The organism is Variovorax sp. TLI9-5A (assembly GCF_056867935.1).
The window spans coordinates 2,075,162-2,095,237 of record NZ_CP200310.1 but is presented as its reverse complement, the minus strand read 5'-3'; the positions used below and the strand labels follow the sequence as shown (position 1 = coordinate 2,095,237).

Genomic DNA, 20,076 nt, shown 5'->3' with positions numbered 1-20,076 from the left:
GCGCTCAGATCATCGCGAGCGGCGTCTTTCGCTTCGGCGGTGGATGCAGGCGATCCAGTTCTGCCAGGATCGCCGCATCGAGCTTCAAATCGGCAGCAGCCAGGTTCTCCTTCAGGTGCGCGCTGCGCACCGCCTTCGGAATTGCGGCCACACCGGGCCGCGCGATCACGGCGGCCAACGCGAGTTGGGCTGCGGTCACGCCCCGCCGGTCAGCCAGTTCCGCCAGCCCGTCGTCTTCGGCCAGCGCGCCCTGGTCGATGGGGCTGTAGGCCATCAAGGGCATGCCGCGCTCGCGCTGCCAGGGCAGCAAACTGAACTCAGGGCCGCGTTCGCCCAGCGACAGATAAACCTGGTTGACCGCGCAGACCGGTCCGTCGCCACCGGTTGCCTCCTCCAATTCTTCCATGTCGTCGGTGTCGAAATTGCTCACGCCCCAATGCGCGATGCGGCCATCGTCGATCAGCGAATGCATCCCCGCCACGGTCTCTCGCAGCGGGTGGTTGCCGCGCCAGTGCAGCAGGTAGAGATCGATGGCGTCGAGCCCGAGCCGCTTCAGGCTGCGCTCGCAGGCATCGCGCGTGCCGCGCCGGCTGGCGTTGTGCGGATAGACCTTGCTGACGATGAAGAGCTCTTCGCGCCGCACGTCGTTCGCGCGCAGGGCCTCGGCGATGGCCTGGCCCAGCACGGTCTCGGCGCCGCCCTCTCCGTACATCTCTGCGGTGTCGATCAGTCGATAGCCGAGCACGATGGCTTCGCGCACGGCCTTGACCTCGTCGGCCCGGCGCTTCGCGTCTTCGCCCATGCGCCATGTGCCCAGGCCCAGTACAGGCATCTCGCCGCCGGAGGGGAGTTGAAGTGTTCGCATCGGCCCATCCTAAGAGGGATGCGCCCGCTTGTCAGCCACCAGCCGACAGCGGCAGCGGCAGCCACACAGTCGCGCACAGTCCGCGTCCGCCGTCCCCGTCGGACAGGGCGATGCGGCCGCCATGCTTCTCCAGCACCGACCTGACGATGGCCAGCCCCAGTCCGCTGCCCGACTGCATCTGGTCCGGATTGCGGAAGAAGCGGTCGAACACCCGCTCGCGCAACGCGGGCGGAATGCCCGGCCCCTGGTCCGTCACGCGCAGCACGGCATCCGGGGCTTCGCGCCCGACCCGCACCGTGACCGTGCCGCCGTCAGGGCTGTACTTGATGGCGTTCTCCACCAGGTTGCTCACCATCGAGATCAGGCTCTCGCGCTCGCCGTGCACCAGCACCGGCGCGGCCTCCTCGTCGGCCACGAACTCCAGCGCGATGCCGCGCGCCCGTGCGAGCACCTCGACGAGCGGAATGCGGTCGCGCACCAGCGCATCGAAGGCCAGCGTCGCGGGCAGGGCATCCTGCGGCATCTCGTCGCTTCGCATCAGCTGCTGCAGTTGCCCCACAAGCCGCGCCGCGCGGTCGTTGCTTCGCAGCAGATTGGCCATGAGCTCGCGCTGGCCGGGGTCTGTGGTCTGCGCCTTCAGCGCCTCGACGTTCACCCGCATCGCATCGAGCGGGGTGCGCAGTTCGTTCGCCGCATCGGCGATAAGCCCGCGCTCGCGCGATGCCCGGTCACGCACGCTGCGCAGCAGGCCGTTGATGCCGCTCACCAGCGGCTGCAGCTCCTTGTGCGGCGGCTCGAAGCTCAGCGGCGACAGGTCGGCCGGGCCGCGCTCGGCGGTCTCCTTCGTCACCTGCCGCCACGGCCGCAGCGCGAGCATCACCGAGAGCCAGGCCGGGAAGACGATGAACGGCAGGCTGATGGCCAGCGGCAGCAGGTAGTAGCTGCGGTGCTCGATCGTGAAGTTCAGGCGCAGCACGTCCGGCTCCGCCAGCAGCACGCGCGTGTCCAGCAGCGGCGAGGTCATCGAGCGTGCGCGCCACACGCGATCGCCGGCGCGGACGTTCTCCACCCGTCCCGACATCGAGGTGTGCATGACCGGCGCCGTCGCCGAGGAGTTGTAGATGAGTCTGCCGTGCTGCCACACCTGCAGCACGGGCGCCTTGTCCTGGTCGGAATTGAAGTCGCCCGAGGTTTCCAGCAGCGCCATGTCGAAGGCCTTGAGCGTCTGCTGCTGGCGCGCGGGGTCGAAGGCGAGGTTCTGGGCGCAGGCGATGATGCTGTCGAAGAGCTTGTCGTAGCGCACCAGCTCCGGCAGGCGGTTGGAGTCGTACAGGAAGAACGCCAGCGTGGCACCCCACAGCAGCCCGACCACCATGACCTGCGCCAGCAGCAGGCGCCGCACCAGCGAGGGCTGAAGCCACCGTCTGATGCGCCGTGCGATCGCCTTCGCGGCAACGGACAAGAAATTCATGAGCCTCCTGGCGAGCGGTCTCTGCGGAGCGCATCGCAAGCGCGCGGAGTATCCGGCACGGCCGTGCGGCGCGCTTCAGAAAGCCTTCATGAAAGAGGTTCAAGGGCTTTCCGGATCGTCCTCACCGCAGCATCAGTCTTCTAATTTTTAGAACTCAAAGTCAGTCCTGAGACAAGAAATTCGCCATCCTTCGAGGGAAGCAGGCCGACGCTGCCTTCTGATTTTGTCAAGACTAACTGGGTGCCAACCCCCTCTTCGGGCCCGGTTCTCGCTTCTAGAATTTTTTCGAAAGCCCGCGTCACGAGCGTCGGCGCCCTCCGAACGAAACAAACTTTGAACAGGTTGAGTCAATGCAGAAAAAGCACAGGATTGCAGTCATTCCCGGAGACGGCATCGGCGTCGAGGTCATGCCCGAAGGGCTGCGCGTTCTCGATGCGGTCGGTCGCCGCTTCGGCATCGATTTCTCCTACGACCATTTCGACTGGGGCTCCGACCACTACGTTCGCACCGGCCTGATGATGCCGGCCGACTGGGCCGACAAGATCCAGGGCCACGACGCCATCTACTTCGGCGCCGTAGGCGCGCCCGACAAGGTGCCCGACCACATCGCCGTGTGGGGCCTGCTCATCAAGATCCGCCGCGACTTCGACCAGTACGTCAACCTGCGCCCGGTGCGCCTGATGCCCGGCGTGCCCGGCCCGCTGGCGCACCGCAAGCCCGGCGACATCGATTTCCTGGTGGTTCGCGAGAACACCGAGGGCGAATACACCTCCGTGGGCGGCCGCCTGTTCGAGGGCACGCCGCGCGAAATGGCGATCCAGGAAGCCGTGTTCACCCGCACCGGCGTGGACCGCATCATCGACTACGCATTCACACTCGCCAACCGCCGCAAGCGCAAGAGCCTGACGGCCGCGACCAAGTCGAACGGCATCTCCATCACCATGCCCTACTGGGACGAGCGCCTGGCCGAGATCGCCAAGCGCTACCCCGACGTGGCGACGAACAAGTTCCACATCGACATCCTGTGCGCGCACTTCGTGCAGCACCCCGACTGGTTCGACGTGGTCGTGGCTTCCAACCTCTTCGGCGACATCCTGTCCGACCTGGGCCCGGCATGCACCGGCACCATCGGCATCGCGCCCAGCGCCAACCTCAACCCCGAGCGCAAGTTCCCCTCGCTCTTCGAGCCGGTGCACGGCTCGGCGCCCGACATCGCGGGCAAGGGCATCGCCAACCCCATCGGCCAGATCTGGTCGGCCGCGCTGATGCTCGACCACCTCGGCGGCGACGACCCCGTCTATGCACAGGCTTCGGCCGCCGTGCTCTCGGCCATCGAGACCGTGCTGAGCGAAGGCCCGCGCACCCGCGACATGGGCGGCACCGCGAACACCGTGGACGTGGGCCGCGCCATCGCCGAATGCATCTCGGCAGCATGACGCCCTGCCTCCCCTGTAGCGACCTGAGAGGCTGAGATGGGCCTGTTCCTGCTGAAGCGCACGCTGACGCTGATCGGCACCCTGATCGGCGCCTCGGTCATCGTCTTCCTCGTGCTCGAGATCCTGCCCGGCAACGCCGCGCAGATGCTCATGGGCCCCGACGCCTCGCCCGAGGCCGTGGCAGCACTCGCCACCAAGCTCGGCCTCGACCAGCCCGCGTGGACCCGTTACTGGCACTGGATCGGCGGCCTGCTCACCGGCAACCTCGGCGACAGCTATGCCTACAGCTCGCCCGTGCTCGACCTGATCCTCGAGCGCCTTGCCCTGACTGTGCCCCTGGCCGTGATGGCCATGGCGCTCACCGTCGTGATCGCGCTGCTGGTGGGCGTGACCGCCGCGGCCCGCCACAACAAGCTCGGCGACGTCGGCCTCATGGGCATGGCCCAGGTCGGCATCGCCATTCCGAACTTCTGGTTCGCCATCCTGCTGATCCTGGTGTTCTCGGTGCAGCTGCAGTGGTTCTCCGCCGGCGGCTTCGAAGGTTGGGGCGAAGGGATCTTCGCAGGGATCAAGTCGCTGCTGCTGCCTGCGCTTTCGCTGGCGGTGGTCCAGGCTGCGATCCTCGCGCGCATCACGCGCTCGGCAGTGCTGGAAGTGATGCGCGAGGACTTCGTTCGCACGGCCCGCGCCAAGGGCGTCTCTCAACGCATGGTGCTTTGGACGCACGTGCTGCGCAACGCGATGATTCCCGTCATCACGGTCATGGGCATGCAGTTCTCGGAACTCTTGGCCGGCACGATCGTGGTGGAGAACGTGTTCTATCTTCCCGGCCTGGGCCGGCTGATCTTCCAGGCCATCAGCAACCGCGACCTGATCGTGGTGCGCAACTGCGTGATGCTGCTGGCGGCCATGGTGGTCATCGTGAACTTCGTGGTCGACGTGCTCTATGCCGTCATCGACCCGCGCATCAAGGCCAGCGACATATGAGTGCCATCAACCCGACCTCCGGCACGCTGCCGGCCGCTACCGGCGTGGCGCTGAAGGCCCCCGGCTTCTGGCACCGCGCGCTTCGCCATCGCAGCTTCTGCATCGGCGGCGTGCTTGCCGCGCTGCTGGTACTGGCGGCGCTGCTCTCTTATGTGTGGACGCCTTACTCGCCCTACGGCATGGACATGGCGAACAAGCTGCAGGCGCCCTCCGGCTCGCACTGGCTGGGCACCGATGCGTTCGGCCGTGACGTGGTCTCGCTGCTGCTCGTCGGTGCGCGCGCATCCATCCTGGTGGGCGTGATCGCGGTCGGCATCGGCCTCGTGGTCGGTACCGCCCTGGGCCTGCTCGCTGCCGCCAAGCGCGGCTGGGTCGAGGAAGCCGTGATGCGGCTGTCCGACTTCACGCTGGCATTTCCCGCGATCCTGTCGGCCATCATGATGACGGCAGTGTTCGGCGCGGGCATCGTGAATGCCATCGTGGCCATCGGCATCTACAACATCCCTACCTTCGCACGCATCACGCGCGCATCGGCCAACGCGATCTGGTCGCGCGAGTACGTCGCCGCCGCACGCGCCTGCGGCAAGGGCAGCTTCGCCATCACCATGCAGCACGTGCTGCCGAACATTTCGGCCGTGCTGATCGTGCAGATCACGATCCGCTTCGCCATCGCCATCCTTGCCGAAGCCGCCCTCTCCTACCTGGGCCTTGGCACGCAGCCGCCGCAACCCTCGTGGGGCCGCATGCTGAGTGAAGCGCAGACCCTCATGTTCCAGCAGCCGCTGCTGGCCGTCTTCCCCGGCATGGCCATCGCGCTCGCGGTGCTCGGCCTGAACATGCTCGGCGACGGCCTGCGCGATCTGCTCGATCCGCGCCTCGCACGCGCCCGCTAAGCGATATGCCTCTCCTCGAAGTCAACAACCTCCAGATCGGCCTGCAGACCCAGCGCGGGCCGGCGCAGGCCGTGCGCGGCATCTCCTTCTCGCTCGAGCGCGGCGAAACGCTGGGCATCGTCGGCGAGTCGGGCTGCGGCAAGTCGATCACCGTGATGTCGCTCATGGGCCTGCTGCCCTCCACCGCCAAGGTTTCGGGCAGCATCAAGCTCGACGGGCAGGAGCTCGTCGGCCTGCGCGAAAAGAAGATGTGCGAGATCCGCGGCAACCGCATCGGCATGATCTTCCAGGAGCCGATGACGGCGCTGAACCCGGTGCACACCATCGCGCGCCAGGTCGGCGAGCCGCTGCGGCTGCATCGCGGCCTGACCAAGGAACAGGCCCGCAAGGAAGCGCTGAACCTGCTCGACCGCGTAGGCATTCCCGATGCGGCGTCGCGCCTCGACGCCTACCCGCACCAGTTCTCCGGCGGCCAGCGCCAGCGCATCGGCATCGCGATGGCGCTCGCCTGCGGGCCCGACCTGCTGATCGCCGACGAGCCGACGACCGCGCTCGACGTGACCATCCAGAAGCAGGTGCTCGACCTGATCCAGAGCCTGGTCAAGGAAATGGGCATGGCGCTGATCCTGATCTCGCACGACCTCGGCGTGATCTCCAACAGCGTCAAGCGCATGCTCGTGATGTACGGCGGCAGCGCAGTGGAAAGCGGCCCGACCGACACGGTCTTCGCCGGCCGCGCGCATCCCTACACGCGCGGCCTTTTCGCCGCGCGCCCGGCCATCGGCGCAGCGCGCGCTGGCCGGCTGCCGACCATCCGCGGCAGCGTGCCCGAGCTGGTCGACATGCCGCGCGGCTGCGCCTTCGCCGGCCGCTGCGCCCACACCGTCGACCTGTGTCAAAACACGCGCCCGCGCGAGACGCTGCTGCCCAACAACCACGTGGTGCGCTGCCTGCGGCTCGGAGAGATCGCCGCATCCACCGCCAGGACCGCCGCCGCATGAGCCAGCCCGCTGCCACCGCCCGCCAGCCCCTGCTGGCCGTCAACAACCTCTATCGCCACTACGCGCTGCCGCGCGAGAAGCTCTTCGGCCCGCCACCGACCGTGAAGGCGCTCAACGGCGTGAGCTTCGAAGTGCAGGCCGGCCAAAGCGTGGGCATCGTCGGCGAATCGGGCTCGGGAAAGTCGACCATCGCGCGTCTCGTGATGGCACTCGATACGCCCACTTCAGGCACCGTCTCGCTCGAAGGCCGCAATCTGCACGCGCTCTCGAAGGAAGAGCTGCGCGTCGCGCGGCGCGACTTCCAGATGGTGTTCCAGGACCCGTACGGCTCGCTCGACCCGCGCCAGACGGTGGCACGCATCGTCGCCGAGCCGCTCGAAGCACTTGCGGCCACCACTCGCGCCGAACAGCGCGAACGCGCCTCGGAAACGCTCGCCGCCGTGGGCCTGCGCACCACCGACATGGACAAGTACCCGCACGAGTTCTCGGGCGGACAGCGCCAGCGCATCGCCATCGCACGCGCGCTCATCACGCGCCCCAAGCTCATCGTGGCCGACGAGCCCGTGAGCGCGCTCGACGTGTCGGTGCAGGCCCAGGTGCTCAACCTGATGCAGGACCTGCAGCAGCAGTTCGGCATCAGCTATCTGCTCATCAGCCACGACCTGGCGGTGGTCAACCACCTGTGCGACGAGGTCTGCGTGGTCTTCAAGGGCCGCATCGTGGAGCGCGGACGTCCGGCCGACCTGTTCGAGCACGCGCAGCACGAGTACACGCGCACCCTGCTTTCCGCCGTCCTGCACACGCCGTCGCGCTAGCCGGGACGAGCCCTCTTTCCCTTCCCTTTCACCCTCACCTCCAGGAACTATCGAATGTTGAAGCGACGCACACTCATGACTTCCGCCATGGCCGCGGCAATCCCGGGTGTCTTCCTGCCCCAGGCCCGCGCGCAGGCCGGCAAGAACACGCTGACGATCGGCATGCCGCTCGAACCGCCGGGCCTGGACCCGACCAGCGGCGCCGCGTCGGCCATCGCGGAGATCACGCAGTACAACATCTTCGAGACGCTCACCAAGGTGAATGCCGATGGCAGCGTCACGCCGATGCTGTCGGATAGCTGGTCGTCGTCGCCCGACATGAAGACCTTCGTCTTCAAGCTGCGCAAGGGCGTGCGCTTCGAGAACGGCCAGCCCTTCAACGCGCACACGGTGAAGTTCTCCTTCGACCGCGCGGGCGGCGCCAAGAGCACCAACAAGGACAAGCGCTTCTTCAGCGAGATCGGCACCGTGGTGCTCGACGAGTACACGGTGGGCGTCAACAGCACGCTGTCGAACCCCGACCTGCCCTTCATGCTCGGCCAGTCGACCGCCTGCATCGTGGAGCCTAAGAGCGCCGAGACCAACGCCACCGCACCCGTGGGCACCGGCCCCTACAAGCTGAGCGCATGGCAGCGCGGTGCCTCGTGCACGCTGGTGAAGTCGCCGACCTACCGCGATCCCAACTTGGCGAAAACCGAGAAGTTCGTCTTCCGCTTCATGTCTGATACGGCCGCGCAGACCGCCGCACTGCTGTCGAACGACATCGACATCTTCCCGCGCGCGGGCACGCGCTCGGTGAGCCAGTTCAAGGGCAACGCGCGCTTCCAGGTGATCGAGGTGGGCACGCGCGGCAAGGTGATCCTGACCATCAACAACCGCAAGAAGCCGCTGGACGACGTGCGCGTGCGCCGCGCGATCCTGGCGGCCATCGACCGCAATGCGATCATCCAGGGCGCGGCGGACGGGTTCGGCAGGCCCATCGGCAGCCACTACGCGCTGGGCGCGCCGGGCTTCATCGACACCACTGCGATGAACCCCTTCGACGTGGAGAAGGCGAAGAAGCTGCTGGCCGAGGCCGGCGTGAAGACGCCGCTGGAGCTGCGCCTGCAGCTGCCCCCACCCTCCTACGCCCGCCAGGGCGGCGAGGTGATCGCTGCGCAGCTCGCGCAGATCGGCATCAACGTGAGGATCCAGAACGTCGAGTGGGCCCAGTGGCTCAGCGGCACCTTCGGCGGCGCGCACGACTTCGACCTGACCATGGTCGCGCACGTGGAGCCCTTCGACCTGGTGAAGTACACCGAGCCCGACTACTACTGGGGCTACGACTCGAAGAAGTTTCGCGACCTGTTCGTCACCATCCAGAACGAAGAGAACAAGAAGCGCCGCGCCGACCTGCTGGCCGACGCCCAGCGCATGCTGGCGACCGACGCGGTCAACGGCTTCCTCTACCAGGCCGTGTTCCCGACCATCGCGCGCAAGGAAGTGAAGGGCCTATGGCCGAGCATGCCGATCGTGGTGAACGACCTGGCCGCGATCTCGTGGGGTTGATGCGATGAGCACGTCGACATCGAAGCCGCTGTATTCCCTGGGCGTGCAGGAGTTGCACGCGGCCTATGCCTCCAAGGAACTCTCGCCGGTGGAAGTGGCTCGTTCGGTGAACGAGCGCATCGCAGCCTACGAGCCCGAGCTTCACGCCACCTGGCTCTTCCGCCCCGAACTGGCGCTGGAGCAGGCGCGCGCTTCCGAAGCGCGCTGGCTGGCCGGCAAGCCGCTCGGCACGCTCGACGGCGTGCCCGTGACCATCAAGGACAACCTCGCGACCAAGGGCGATGCGATGCCGCTGGGCACCGCCGCCTACGAGTTGGTGCCGATGAGCTACGACTCACCGCCCGCCGCGCGCCTGAAGGAAGACGGCGCGGTGCTGGTCGCCAAGACCACCATGCCCGACCTGGGCATGCTGTCATCGGGGCTGTCGAGCTTTCATGAACTCTCGCGCAACCCGTGGGACCTGTCGCGCACGCCCGGCGGTTCCAGCGCGGGTGCCGGCGCCGCTGCGGCCGCTGGCTACGGCCCGCTGCACGTGGGCACCGACATCGGCGGCTCGCTGCGCCTGCCGGCGAGCTGGTGCGGCATCTACACGCTCAAGCCCAGCTTCGGGCGCATTCCGCTGAGCTCGCCCTACATGGGCCGCTGCGCCGGTCCGATGACCCGCACCGTGGCCGACTCGGCGCTGATGATGGCCTCGGTCGCACAGCCCGACGACCGCGACTATTCGGAGCTGCCGCCGCCCATCATCGACTGGACGGCCTTCGAGGTCGACGCTTCGTTCATCAAGGGCAAGCGCGTGGCGCTGCACATGGACGCGGGCTGCGGCCTGCCACTCGATCCGCAGATCGCCGAAGCGGTGCGCCGCGCGGCGAAGCGCATCGAGGACGCCGGTGCCGTGATCGACGAGATCCCGGCGTTCATGACGCCGAAGATGCTGCAGGGCATGGACCACTTCTGGCGCATGCGCTCGTGCATCGACATCCAGGCGATGGCGCCCGAGGTGCGCGCGAAGATCCTGCCGTACATCCGCGAATGGGCCGAGAGCGCGGCCGGCTTCTCGGGCGCGCACATCTTCGACGCCTACAGCCAGTTCATCGCCGCGCGCGCGGCGGCCATTGCAGCCACCAAGGCCTACGACTTCGTGATCTCGCCGGTGTCGCCCAACATGCCCGCGCCGGCCGACCACGCCTCGCCGACCAACGACCCGATGCTGCCGCTGGAGCACATCGGCTTCACTGTGCCCTACAACATGTCGGAGCAGCCCGCTGCCTCGATCAACTGCGGCTACTCGGCCGAAGGCTTGCCCATCGGCCTGCAGATCGCAGGGCGCCGCTTCGACGACCTGGGCGTGCTGCAGTTCAGCCGCGCCTTCGAGCAGATCCGCGAAACGCAGAAACCCTGGCCGGAGCCCCGCGCTTCGCGCTGACCGGCCCCAAGGAAGGAGACACCACACCATGAACGCAGCAGCAGTTGCAGCAGCCCACTACATCGACGGACGCCACGTGCAGTCCGAAGGCAACGCCACCATCGACGTGATCGACCCGAGCGACGGCAGCAAGTTCGGCGAGATCGCGCGCGGCACCGCCGCCGACGTGGACACCGCCGTGCGCGCCGCGCGCCAGGCCATGGGCGAGAACTTCGACGGCCCCTGGGGCGGCATGACCGCGCTGCAGCGCGGCCGGCTGCTCGCCAAGCTAGGCGCCGCCGTCATGGAGCACCACGAGGAGCTGGCCCAGCTCGAGGCGCGCGACACCGGCAAGGCGCTGCGCGTGGCGCGCAACGACGCCACCGCGCTGGCCCGCTACATGGAGTACTACGCCGGCGCCTGCGACAAGCTGCACGGCGACACCCTGCCCTACGAGCGCGGCTACACCGTGCTGACCGTGCGCGTGCCGCACGGCGTGACGGGCCACATCATTCCCTGGAACTACCCGATGCAGATCGCGGGCCGCAGCGTGGGCGCCTCGCTCGCGGCGGGCAACGCCTGCGTGGTGAAGCCGGCGGAAGACGCGAGCCTGTCGCTGCTGCGCCTGGCCGAGATCGCGACCGAGGTGGGCTTTCCGGCCGGCGCACTCAATGTGGTGACGGGCTACGGCAAGGAAGCCGGCGCGGCGCTGTGCGCGCACCCGGGCATCGACCACATCTCCTTCACCGGCTCGACCATGACCGGCCGCAGCGTGGGCCTGGCCGCCGCCGAGCGCCATTGCCCGGTGACGCTGGAGCTGGGCGGCAAGTCGCCGCAGATCGTGTTCGCCGACGCCGATCTCGACGCGGCCGAGCCGGTGCTGCTGAACGCCATCATCCAGAACGCCGGCCAGACCTGCTCGGCGGGCAGCCGCGTGCTGGTGGAGCAGTCGGTCTATGAAGAAGTGGTGCAGCGGCTCGCCAGGCGCTTCACCGCAGTGCGCGCAGGCACGCCCGCCGAAGACCTGGACATGGGCCCACTCATCAACGAAAAGCAGTTCCACCAGGTGCGCGACATGGTCGCGACCGCCGAGGCCGCCGGCCTGAAGGTGGCTGCTCGCGGCACGGTGTCGCCCAATGCATCTTCCACCGGTTACTACCAGGAGGCCGTGCTGTTCCGCGACGTGCCGCACGAGAGCGACATCGCGCAGCGCGAGATCTTCGGCCCGGTGCTGGCCCTGACGCCCTTCGCCGACGAGGCCGAGGCGGTGCGCCTGGCCAACGGCACGGACTTCGGCCTGGTGGCCGGCGTGTGGACCCGCGACGGCGCGCGCCAGCTGCGCATGGCGCACAAGCTGCACTGCGGCCAAGTCTTCGTCAACAATTACGGTGCGGCGGGTGGTGTAGAACTGCCTTTCGGCGGCGTGAAATCCAGCGGCTTCGGCCGCGAAAAAGGCTTCGAGGCCCTGCTCGGATTCACGACCCTCAAGACCATCGCCATCAAGCACGGATGAAGACAACACATGACAACCACTGAACAGCAGCAAGCGCCGCGCAAGGTCGGCCTCGTCGGCGTCGGCCTGATGGGCCACGGCATCGCCAGCAACATCGTCAAGCACGGCCACCAGCTCACCGTGCTGGAGCACGCGGGCAACCAGCCCATCGACGGCCTGCTGAAGGCCGGCGCCACCTCGGTGAAGGACGTGGCCTCGCTGGCCGCGCAGGTCGACGTGCTGATCCTGTGCGTCACGGGCACGCCTCAGGTCGAGGCCGTGATGCTGGGCGACAGCGGCGCGCTCACCACGCTGCGCCCCGGCACCGTGGTCATCGACTGCTCGACGGCTGTACCCGCCTCCACCGCGAAGGTGGCCGAGGCGGTGAGCGCCAAGGGCGGCAAGTTCATCGACGCCCCCATGACCCGCACCGCCAAGGAAGCCGCCGAAGGCCGCCTGAACCTGCTGGTGGGTGGCGACGAGCAGGTGCTGGCCTCGTGCCTGCCACTGCTGCGCTGCTTCGCCGAGAACGTCACGCACGTGGGCGGCATCGGCGCCGGCCACGCGATGAAGCTGCTGCACAACTTCGTGTCGCTGGGCACCGTGACGCTGCTGTGCGAGGCCGCGGCCTGCGCCGAACACGCCGGCGTGAAGCCCGACGTGTTCGTCGACGTGCTCGCCAAGGGCGGCGGCAACGGCGTGGCACTCGAACGCGTCAAGCCCAAGCTGCTGACCGGCAGCACCGATTCGCTGAAGTTCTCGATGGCGAACGCGAAGAAGGACCTGGGGTACTACAACGACATGGCGGAGCAGTCGTCTTCGAGCCATGGCATTGCGCAGGCTGTGGATGCGCTGCTGACTCATGGGGTCGAGAAATTCGGTGGGGACCGGATGGTGCTCGATCTGGTTGAAGCGTTGCGCTGATTCTTTGCTCTTTGCCCTGTGTGCCAGCGCCGTTGTTCGGAGCGCGTGCGCAGGGCACCGGGTACTTCCCTCCGCGAATGCCCTCCGCCCTTCGGGCTCCCCCAGCGATGGCGGCCTGCACCGCGAAATCCTGCGCCGACATTCCACCTTCCGAGTTAGCGCATCTTCAAATTTCGGGCCGCAGATCCTTGTCTGTGATGGCAAGATTGATCGGAATCCGGATCTCGCGTGCGATGCTTCCTGGCATCTCGAATATCAGCGTGATGTGCCCCTTGACGCGTTCGAAGGATTTGTCCAGCTTCACCTGAAGACCTCGTTGACTGCACAGGACATTGTTGTAGGTCCAGAGCGGGAATTCCTGCAGCGACGACCCTCTGCTGCTTTCCTTCACTTGCAGCTTTTCGTTCTTCTCATTGGTTAGCTCGTAGTCCTTGATCTTGTAGGTTACGGAGTCAGCGATATCGTCGTTCGTATTGACGATGTGGCCGTTGCGTTTGTACTCGTCGAGCTTGGCCTTGGGCAACGGGTAGTAAGTCAGCAGGTCGAACTCACTCGCCGGCTTCTTCCTGATCAAGGTCAAGTCGGAATTGATGACCAGCACGTGGGCACTGAGATGCGTTAGCAGCGCCTTCGCTTGACCCTCTGAATACGGATAAGGTGGTGCCGCGTGGGCGTGGTAAGCAAACAGGGCAGAAAGAAATAGCTGCAGAAATTTTTTCATCGAAAACCGCATGTAAGGTGGATTGCGAGATAGCAGGTCTTGGCGACACAATTTCTCTGTCTGCTACGTGCATGAGAGAACCATTGCCCCGCCACTGTCAGCTTCTTCAAGGTCGCCGGACCGATTGGATCCGCCGCTGAATGCAGCCACTTTAGTCGATCGTCGATTCCGACTTTTTTGGGATGTCCCCGCAGTGAGCGGCGCTTGGTCTGGGTTGCGGTCGCTTACGCATGGGATTGCTTGAATTCGGGCATCCTGAGCACTTTAAGCCCGGCGGAAAGCGCGGTTTGGTATGCACTTTCCGCATCCTCCCGTTTGATCAGAATGGCAAAGTAGGTATCGCTCCCAAGGTCAAGATGCAGCATCTCGAAGCCGAGTGGCGCGGCCCAGTTCGCGGCCTCGCAAAGACCGCCAGGCACGGTTCTGGCCTTTTCATCGCAGGGGGCCCAACGCCATCGTTCAGGAATTCCGAAACTGACCGCGATCTCAGCGACCTGCCATTCCACCTCTTCCGACGCCTTCCAATCGCACTGGATAACAAGCCATTGCCCGATCCTTTGACCATCTTTGCCCAAAGCGATCTCCTCAAGCGCCGCCGAGGAGTTGCCATACGTATCGAAGCTGGCAAGCATCATGTCTACGAGGCGGCGCCTTTCGTCCTTAGCCAAGTGTGCAGTCAACAGGCGCATGAAACGCGTCGAAGCTTCTCTTCGTTCCAAGGCGGACTCGTCTTCGGCGCCACTTGCAGCCTTGTTCAACGCGAGGGGAGCCAGGGAAACTTGATCGGGCTTCGATTCGGCCCTGTGACCAAATAATTTCGCGATACGGTTGAGCATTGAGTTCCCTGTCGATGCGATGGGTGATTGAGCTGAGCCGACAGTCCAGCTGAAAAATTGCAGTCGGTGCGCATTTCTGATAGGTCCGTTATTCCGTCTCAGAACGCATCTTTTTTTGACCGTTCCATTCTGGGAAGTCGAGCGAATTAATCGCCCCTCTCAGGACTGCCGTCACATCGATTTATCTGCCGCCATGCCGTGCCAATCTCCTCGTTCCTGACACAACCCTGAGGCGTTCCGAAGTTCGGCTTTGGGCCGAGGCTGTGTGAAAACGCTTCTCCAAACGCCGACCCAAAAATAAAATAAGGCACCCGTTCCCAGTGAGGTAGCCCATGAAGCGATTCATCGAAGGCGCAGACCGACATCAGGTCACGTTGTTGCCGGACTGCCTTGACGACTACATCGGCGAAGACAACCCGGTGCGCATCGTCGATGCGTTCGTCAACGAACTGAATCTGGGTGTTCTCGGCTTCGAAGGCGCCGATCCTGCAATAACTGGTCGCCCTGGGTACCATCCGTCGGTTCTGCTCAAGCTCTACATCTATGGCTACCTCAATCGCATCCAGTCGAGTCGCCGACTGGAACGCGAGGGCCAACGCAACGTTGAACTCATGTGGCTTACCGGCCGCTTGACCCCCGACTTCAAGACCATTGCTGACTTCCGCCGCGACAACGGCAAGGGCATCCGCAACGCGTGCCGCAGCTTCATTGCGCTGTGCCGGCACATGAAGCTCTTCTCGCAAGCCGTCGTGGCCGTCGACGGCAGCAAGTTCAAGGCCGTCAACAGCCGCGACCGCAACTTCTCGCCGGGCAAGATCGATGCACGCAAGGAGCAGATCGAGCAGAGCATCCAGCGTTACCTCGATGCATTGGAGACAGCTGATCGTATCCAGTCGGCCGACTTCGAAGCCAAGACGGATCGCCTGCAGGAGAAGCTCGCCAAGCTACGCGAACAGATGCGGCAGCTCGACGAGACAAAGGAACAACTCAAGAGCGAGCCAGGGCAGCAGCGCTCATTGACGGATCCCGACGCACGCTCGATGCTTCAGTCCGGCAAGAGCACAGGCATCGTTGGCTACAACGTCCAGACGGCGGTCGATACCAAGCATCACCTGATCGTCGCCCACGAGGTCACAAACATCGGCAATGACCGAACTCAGTTGACCAAAATGGCAGTGGCCGCACGCGAGGCGATGGGCAAGTCCAAGCTACAGGCCTTTGCCGACCGCGGCTACTTCAACAGCCTGGAGATCAAGGCTTGCGAGGATGCGGGAATCACGGCCTTCGTACCCAAGCCGATGACTTCCAACGCGAAGGCGCACGGGCGCTTCGGCAAGGCTGACTTCGTCTACATCGCGAAAGACGATGAATACCGCTGCCCCGCCGGTCAGCGAGCCATCTTCCGGTTCAGCAGGTTGGAGGACAATCTGGAATTGCGTCTCTACTGGAGTAGTTCCTGTCCAAACTGTGCCCTGAGAGATCAGTGCACCACCTCATCTGTTCGACGCATCCGGCGCTGGGAGCACGAAGCCGTAATCGACCGAATGCAGCAGCGCTTGGACCGCAAGCCCGATGCGATGACATTGAGACGATCGACCATCGAACATGTGTTCGGAACGCTGAAACACTGGATGGGATCGACGCACTTCCTGATGAAGACGATGGCCCACGTTGGGACGGAGATGAGTCTTCACGTGCTTGCGTACAACCTCAAGCGGGTGATGAGCGTGTTGGGGATCGCGAAAATGATGAAGGGGATGCGGCTGGCGGGGGCGTAAGTCTCCTCAGACTCTCGTTCACGCTTCGATGAGGCGCCGTGAGAGCTTCATAGTCGGTCTCGGACGCATATCGGCACCGATGAAGTCCGCTGATCTCAGCACGTCTTCGTTCACATGACGGCGTCGCGCGTTTCTACACAGCCTCGGCCCTAAGCGGCTGTACGCCTCGCTCCGAAGCTGACATTCGCCGAACGGATACGAAGGGGCCGTGCCCTGCTTTCGCGGTTGTCCTCCGTGCCTCACCACGCGGTGCGCCTGTTCACCAATGCTTCGACGGACATATGCCCAAACTTTTCGCCTCCGATTCAGAGACGCTTGGACATTCGACTAGGTCCGGGAGACGCAGACGTCGCACGTCGGTATCCTTGTAGCGCCAGTATCCAAGCACGTCACCGTTGACAACCCAGTAGTCGGCAATCGCGACGTAGCGGGCCGGCCCCTCGGACGTACAGGTTGCCGCATACGTGTCATGCTTTTCACGGTAGATCAGCACCGCCGACCTTTCGCGCCACTCCATGAAGTGCACGTCGCAGCCGAAGTAGGGGTTGTAGCTTTCAATTTCGGAACTGATTTCCCGACCGTTCGCATCTCGCACACGGAACTCGAACGACACGGCAACAAAGTTGCCCTGGTCCTTAGATGCACATGAAACGTAGGCTAGTGCGCCAGCAGAATTGAAAGTGGTGGCAGCGATGATTTCCTGCTCCCACCCATCTGCATCCACATATTTGACAGGTCGTCCAAGGGCGCGGGATGCATCTTCAACTCGCTGAGCATCGGGCTCTGAGCCGGAGCTTGCAAATCGAAGGGGAACGCCCGCCATTGCGGGATTCGGCCGACCTCCGCTGAACAGGTAGTCATCTGAATTGCTCACTCAAGGTTCCCTTTTTGGCGATTGCGCGACATGTTCGAAGGTCCGGTCCTGGCCGAATTACGGCCGTGGGCATGAAAGCGTGACCAGGGCAAGTTCACCATCACGGAACTCGTAGTGCACCCAGGCTTCAGGGCGCTCATGTCGGACCCAAGATGACTTGATGCCCAGGAGAGCATCGTCAACATGCCCAGTGGAATGACGAACTCCCGCGGCCTTGGCTGCACCCTCTGCATCCTCAAAAGAACCAAAAAAGGGTACCCCAACGTCGCTTGTTGAGATGGGGGTGAACCCGTCAATTGACGACGCATAGCAGAAGACCGTCTTCAGCACTTGGTGCTGGTCAAATCGGACCGCAAATCCGGACATCTTCGTTTCGGCCCAGTACTCGTCCTCGGTGCCCTCGCGTAGGCGGTCGAAGCCATATACGACATCGCCGACCTGATAGTCCTCCATGAGTTGAAGAATCTCTTCGTCTTTTAGCTTTTTGCCGAGCAAACTAGTCAATGTCATGCGGATTTATTGCTTAAAGCGCAAAGGTGGTCGAATTCTGCATGGCCGTGGCCAAACGTCGCTACGTGGCGATTTGGCCCAGACGGCCGGATGACGGCTTCTGGTCGGGCTCAGTCAGTCTTTGATCCGCTCCAAAGTAGCGCCAGTTTGAGGCGTTTGATGAGTCTTCCCCACATCGACCGACTCTTCGGAGTCTGCATTTTTCCCGCCCCTTTGTTGAATCAAGAAACTGAGCTCTGCTGAAAAGCGACTGCATCTGGCGGAAAGTGGGTGGTCTACGGTTGCTCAGGCAGCACGATTTCGGGCTCACCGTACAGGCTGGCGCTGGCACAGCGAACGACAAAGCCGGCGGTCGCATCGGACAGTTCGAAGCCGCGCGCCCCGTGCTGCCGACTGCACGTCTTTATGGTCAGGGCAGACTGCTCCCATCTAACAGGGCCGGCCAGGTAGGTGCAGTAGAAGAGCGAGAGTCCCACAGGTTCCTCAGACGCAGTTGGATGTTCGAGGCGCAGAATCAGTCGGTCGTGGTCATCGCGGTACGAATTCAGGGACACCGCGCCGCCGCTCCAATGCTCCAGATACTTTTGAAACTCCTCGACGTCGCACGCTTTTACGGTCATGAATGTCTGCTCCTCGTCGAATTCTGCGTCGACTGGAAATGTCCGCTACTGGCCAAAGTGTGCCTGACGAGGCGACCGACCGGTTGTGGCCGCGTAGCGCCGCTCACTGAGCGGCCTCTAGGTCAGCGATGTATGGCAGGACAGCGGGGTGAGCGTCAACCCATTCCCAACCTAGAAACGTCCTCACCGAGCCTGGCCCAATGACATTTTCAATCGAACCCTCCTTGGAGGCTGCCTGCAGCAGCGCATGTGCCGAGTGCATAACCGCCTCGCTCCGAGCTGCCCAAGGCTGACCAGCCTCGCTTCCCCATTCCTTTTTGGATGGCGACAATAAGCTTGCCTGCTGCGGCTTCAAGAGGGGTTCGATGGCGTGGCATCAGATACTGTGACTTCGAGGCGAATGTCCGGACTTGGCCGCATTCTGCCGGAAGCTGTCGGCACCAAGTCTGCGCCCTTGCAGCATGGCTGCCTCAGGAAAGCCGACCTTCGCGCGGGGGGCGGGATTGCTCTCGGAGCGGATGGAGCTGCGCCTTGGGAGTTGTCGCAGCGCGTGAGGAACTCGGAGGCCGCTCCATCAAAACGTCAACGGCACCTCGAGAGCCTGGCACGACTATTCGAGCTCTCCCGCGGCGCGAGCCGGGATCGAGATACAACACGAACCCAGCAGCTTGACGTTCTCGCACCCACTCTTCGGGCACCCACACACACCGGCCGGCTTGAACAAGTGAATCGCAAAGCGAGTCGTCGGCCGCTACTGTTGCAAACTGAACTGTAGTACCAGCTTGCTCGGGAACGGGCAGATCTTTTCGCAAAGCCGCTATCCATTCCAGTACTTTTCTGACCATAGCGTGCTTTAAGAATGATGGTTAGGGAGGCGCAACGTCTGCTGCTGGCCGAACCTCGTCGCTGAAGGACCTGTCACCACAGACACTTGCCTACCTCGTCGTAGACCACGGCGCTTGGGATTTCTTTGAGCCAGTCCGCAATCCAGATGATGTGGTTCGTGAAGAGCTGGCTCTCGTCCTGTGCAAAAACAACGCGTATGCGATTGACGGGCGGGCCGCCAGGGAGTTCGGCACCTGCCTCTTGCGCGAGCGCCGCATCTGCGGCGACTTCCGGACCGCTCTCGCATGTCACGGAAAAACTCCATGTTGGCCAGCGATAGAGCAGCCGGGGCACGTTCCGAAACGGCAAGCTGCTAGACGACACATCCGGCCGAGCGCTGTGTTCCCCCTGAAAGAGTCCGGTTAGCTTTGGCTCCAGGGCCTCCAACGGCTGGACGTCGTCGGCTGATGTGATGAATGCGTGAAGAGTAAGCATCGGTCAGGTGCAGGGGATAAATGGTTGAGGATTTCGGGGTGCGTCGCATTCACCGCCCCGGCTCCCCGCGAATTCTGACGCGCGGCCGACCGTCCGGTCATGGCCGACAACGGTCTACCGTGAGCATAGCCCGATGCGCGGCAATCGCCGCAACGCGACCGCTCGCATGGACTTTCGACGATCGGCATGGAGCACATGGCTGCCACCGAGGTGTGCCTCACAAGCAACCTCAATCGAGCCGAGCTCTCTCCATCACGAAGGCTCGAGCCGTCGTCCCTCAAAGAGTCCGCACGGCAAGCGGGCCGCGAACGCCGCGGCCCGTAGACCAGCCGCTACCCGCCAGCCTCAGGCGCCCCACGTCGCGCCTTCTCGCTCAGCTGAAACAACTCCCCAGCCTTGCGAGCCATCTCGGCCGCAAGCCAAAGCAGATTGTTCAATTGCCGAGGCCCATCCCCGCTGCACCAGTCGATCTCTTCCCCGTGACAGACCCACAGAAGAGCTTCGAGCTGAGAGAGGGTGTTTTCAAGAAGATCCGCCGGGTCTTGGGCGTTGTCTTCGGAAGCTACCGGCGTAGTTGGCC

The 20,076-nt window shown here is 64.3% G+C and carries 18 protein-coding genes; 10 read left to right on the top strand and 8 right to left on the bottom strand.

The window, feature by feature from the left end; genetic code table 11:
* Positions 1 to 4: 4 nt before the first annotated feature.
* Both AC1VNX_RS10160 and AC1VNX_RS10155 read right to left on the bottom strand, forming a co-directional pair.
* A complete protein-coding gene (locus tag AC1VNX_RS10160; protein ID WP_483156587.1) occupies positions 5 to 865 on the bottom strand; it encodes an aldo/keto reductase in 861 nt (286 codons plus the stop codon).
* 31 nt (positions 866 to 896) lie between these two features.
* Entirely contained in the window at positions 897 to 2,336 is a 1,440-nt protein-coding gene (locus AC1VNX_RS10155; RefSeq protein WP_483156586.1) for a sensor histidine kinase, read from the bottom strand.
* 350 nt (positions 2,337 to 2,686) lie between these two features.
* Here AC1VNX_RS10155 and AC1VNX_RS10150 point away from each other — a divergent pair, with 350 nt between their 5' ends.
* The 9 genes from AC1VNX_RS10150 to AC1VNX_RS10110 are packed head-to-tail and all read left to right on the top strand — an operon-like array spanning position 2,687 to position 12,837.
* Positions 2,687 to 3,772 (top strand): tartrate dehydrogenase, encoded by a 1,086-nt coding sequence (locus AC1VNX_RS10150; RefSeq protein ID WP_126024279.1) that lies wholly within the window; start codon positions 2,687 to 2,689, stop codon positions 3,770 to 3,772.
* A 36-nt stretch (positions 3,773 to 3,808) separates the two neighbouring features.
* Positions 3,809 to 4,759 (top strand): ABC transporter permease, encoded by a 951-nt coding sequence (locus tag AC1VNX_RS10145; RefSeq protein WP_483156585.1) that lies wholly within the window; start codon positions 3,809 to 3,811, stop codon positions 4,757 to 4,759.
* Complete coding sequence (locus AC1VNX_RS10140) at positions 4,756 to 5,652, top strand: ABC transporter permease (protein WP_301505780.1); 897 nt, start codon at positions 4,756 to 4,758, stop codon at positions 5,650 to 5,652. The genes AC1VNX_RS10145 and AC1VNX_RS10140 overlap by 4 nt, the downstream gene beginning before the upstream one ends.
* A gap of 5 nt (positions 5,653 to 5,657) precedes the next feature.
* Positions 5,658 to 6,653, top strand: coding sequence for an ABC transporter ATP-binding protein (locus AC1VNX_RS10135; RefSeq protein ID WP_483156584.1), 996 nt, complete (start codon positions 5,658 to 5,660; stop codon positions 6,651 to 6,653).
* Complete coding sequence (locus tag AC1VNX_RS10130; RefSeq protein ID WP_483156583.1) at positions 6,650 to 7,468, top strand: ATP-binding cassette domain-containing protein; 819 nt, start codon at positions 6,650 to 6,652, stop codon at positions 7,466 to 7,468. Before AC1VNX_RS10135 ends, AC1VNX_RS10130 begins: the two co-directional genes overlap by 4 nt.
* Positions 7,469 to 7,522: 54 nt before the next feature.
* On the top strand, positions 7,523 to 9,016 hold the full coding sequence (locus AC1VNX_RS10125) for an ABC transporter substrate-binding protein (RefSeq protein WP_483156582.1): 1,494 nt from the start codon (positions 7,523 to 7,525) through the stop codon (positions 9,014 to 9,016).
* A gap of 4 nt (positions 9,017 to 9,020) precedes the next feature.
* The gene (locus tag AC1VNX_RS10120) at positions 9,021 to 10,442 is read left to right on the top strand and encodes an amidase (RefSeq protein WP_483156581.1); all 1,422 of its coding nucleotides are present in this window, start codon (positions 9,021 to 9,023) and stop codon (positions 10,440 to 10,442) included.
* Between the two features lie 28 nt (positions 10,443 to 10,470).
* The gene (locus tag AC1VNX_RS10115; protein ID WP_483156580.1) at positions 10,471 to 11,934 is read left to right on the top strand and encodes an aldehyde dehydrogenase family protein; all 1,464 of its coding nucleotides are present in this window, start codon (positions 10,471 to 10,473) and stop codon (positions 11,932 to 11,934) included.
* Positions 11,935 to 11,943: 9 nt separating this feature from the next.
* A complete protein-coding gene (locus AC1VNX_RS10110; RefSeq protein ID WP_483156579.1) occupies positions 11,944 to 12,837 on the top strand; it encodes an NAD(P)-dependent oxidoreductase in 894 nt (297 codons plus the stop codon).
* Between the two features lie 166 nt (positions 12,838 to 13,003).
* Here the strand turns inward: AC1VNX_RS10110 and AC1VNX_RS10105 are convergent, their stop codons facing one another.
* Together AC1VNX_RS10105 and AC1VNX_RS10100 are read right to left on the bottom strand one after the other, a co-directional pair.
* On the bottom strand, positions 13,004 to 13,558 hold the full coding sequence (locus AC1VNX_RS10105; RefSeq protein WP_483156578.1) for a hypothetical protein: 555 nt from the start codon (positions 13,556 to 13,558) through the stop codon (positions 13,004 to 13,006).
* Between the two features lie 224 nt (positions 13,559 to 13,782).
* Positions 13,783 to 14,394, bottom strand: a complete 612-nt coding sequence (locus tag AC1VNX_RS10100; protein WP_483156577.1) for a DUF6630 family protein — start codon at positions 14,392 to 14,394, stop codon at positions 13,783 to 13,785.
* Positions 14,395 to 14,726: 332 nt separating this feature from the next.
* Between AC1VNX_RS10100 and AC1VNX_RS10095 the strand changes: the two genes are divergently transcribed.
* Positions 14,727 to 16,172, top strand: coding sequence for an IS1182 family transposase (locus AC1VNX_RS10095; RefSeq protein ID WP_483156576.1), 1,446 nt, complete (start codon positions 14,727 to 14,729; stop codon positions 16,170 to 16,172).
* 259 nt (positions 16,173 to 16,431) lie between these two features.
* Here AC1VNX_RS10095 and AC1VNX_RS10090 read toward each other — a convergent pair whose 3' ends face one another.
* The 4 genes from AC1VNX_RS10090 to AC1VNX_RS10075 all read right to left on the bottom strand — a co-directional run bounded on the left by AC1VNX_RS10090 (position 16,432) and on the right by AC1VNX_RS10075 (position 19,355).
* Entirely contained in the window at positions 16,432 to 17,046 is a 615-nt protein-coding gene (locus AC1VNX_RS10090; protein WP_483156575.1) for a hypothetical protein, read from the bottom strand.
* Between the two features lie 57 nt (positions 17,047 to 17,103).
* On the bottom strand, positions 17,104 to 17,556 hold the full coding sequence (locus AC1VNX_RS10085; protein ID WP_126024412.1) for a hypothetical protein: 453 nt from the start codon (positions 17,554 to 17,556) through the stop codon (positions 17,104 to 17,106).
* A 275-nt stretch (positions 17,557 to 17,831) separates the two neighbouring features.
* Positions 17,832 to 18,176, bottom strand: coding sequence for a hypothetical protein (locus AC1VNX_RS10080; protein ID WP_126024413.1), 345 nt, complete (start codon positions 18,174 to 18,176; stop codon positions 17,832 to 17,834).
* 918 nt (positions 18,177 to 19,094) lie between these two features.
* On the bottom strand, positions 19,095 to 19,355 hold the full coding sequence (locus tag AC1VNX_RS10075) for a hypothetical protein (protein ID WP_483156574.1): 261 nt from the start codon (positions 19,353 to 19,355) through the stop codon (positions 19,095 to 19,097).
* Positions 19,356 to 20,076 lie beyond the last annotated feature (721 nt).

Bases quoted from the DNA above. Each gene is read 5' to 3' on its own strand.
- AC1VNX_RS10115 (WP_483156580.1), top strand. From the start codon at position 10,471: ATGAACGCAGCAGCAGTTGCAGCAGCCCACTACATCGACGGACGCCAC.
- AC1VNX_RS10120 (WP_483156581.1), top strand. From the start codon at position 9,021: ATGAGCACGTCGACATCGAAGCCGCTGTATTCCCTGGGCGTGCAGGAG.
- AC1VNX_RS10085 (WP_126024412.1), bottom strand. From the start codon at position 17,556: ATGACATTGACTAGTTTGCTCGGCAAAAAGCTAAAAGACGAAGAGATT.
- AC1VNX_RS10125 (WP_483156582.1), top strand. From the start codon at position 7,523: ATGTTGAAGCGACGCACACTCATGACTTCCGCCATGGCCGCGGCAATC.
- AC1VNX_RS10150 (WP_126024279.1), top strand. From the start codon at position 2,687: ATGCAGAAAAAGCACAGGATTGCAGTCATTCCCGGAGACGGCATCGGC.
- AC1VNX_RS10100 (WP_483156577.1), bottom strand. From the start codon at position 14,394: ATGCTCAACCGTATCGCGAAATTATTTGGTCACAGGGCCGAATCGAAG.
- AC1VNX_RS10110 (WP_483156579.1), top strand. From the start codon at position 11,944: ATGACAACCACTGAACAGCAGCAAGCGCCGCGCAAGGTCGGCCTCGTC.
- AC1VNX_RS10160 (WP_483156587.1), bottom strand. From the start codon at position 865: ATGCGAACACTTCAACTCCCCTCCGGCGGCGAGATGCCTGTACTGGGC.
- AC1VNX_RS10095 (WP_483156576.1), top strand. From the start codon at position 14,727: ATGAAGCGATTCATCGAAGGCGCAGACCGACATCAGGTCACGTTGTTG.
- AC1VNX_RS10140 (WP_301505780.1), top strand. From the start codon at position 4,756: ATGAGTGCCATCAACCCGACCTCCGGCACGCTGCCGGCCGCTACCGGC.
- AC1VNX_RS10105 (WP_483156578.1), bottom strand. From the start codon at position 13,558: ATGAAAAAATTTCTGCAGCTATTTCTTTCTGCCCTGTTTGCTTACCAC.
- AC1VNX_RS10130 (WP_483156583.1), top strand. From the start codon at position 6,650: ATGAGCCAGCCCGCTGCCACCGCCCGCCAGCCCCTGCTGGCCGTCAAC.
- AC1VNX_RS10155 (WP_483156586.1), bottom strand. From the start codon at position 2,336: ATGAATTTCTTGTCCGTTGCCGCGAAGGCGATCGCACGGCGCATCAGA.
- AC1VNX_RS10080 (WP_126024413.1), bottom strand. From the start codon at position 18,176: ATGACCGTAAAAGCGTGCGACGTCGAGGAGTTTCAAAAGTATCTGGAG.
- AC1VNX_RS10145 (WP_483156585.1), top strand. From the start codon at position 3,809: ATGGGCCTGTTCCTGCTGAAGCGCACGCTGACGCTGATCGGCACCCTG.
- AC1VNX_RS10135 (WP_483156584.1), top strand. From the start codon at position 5,658: ATGCCTCTCCTCGAAGTCAACAACCTCCAGATCGGCCTGCAGACCCAG.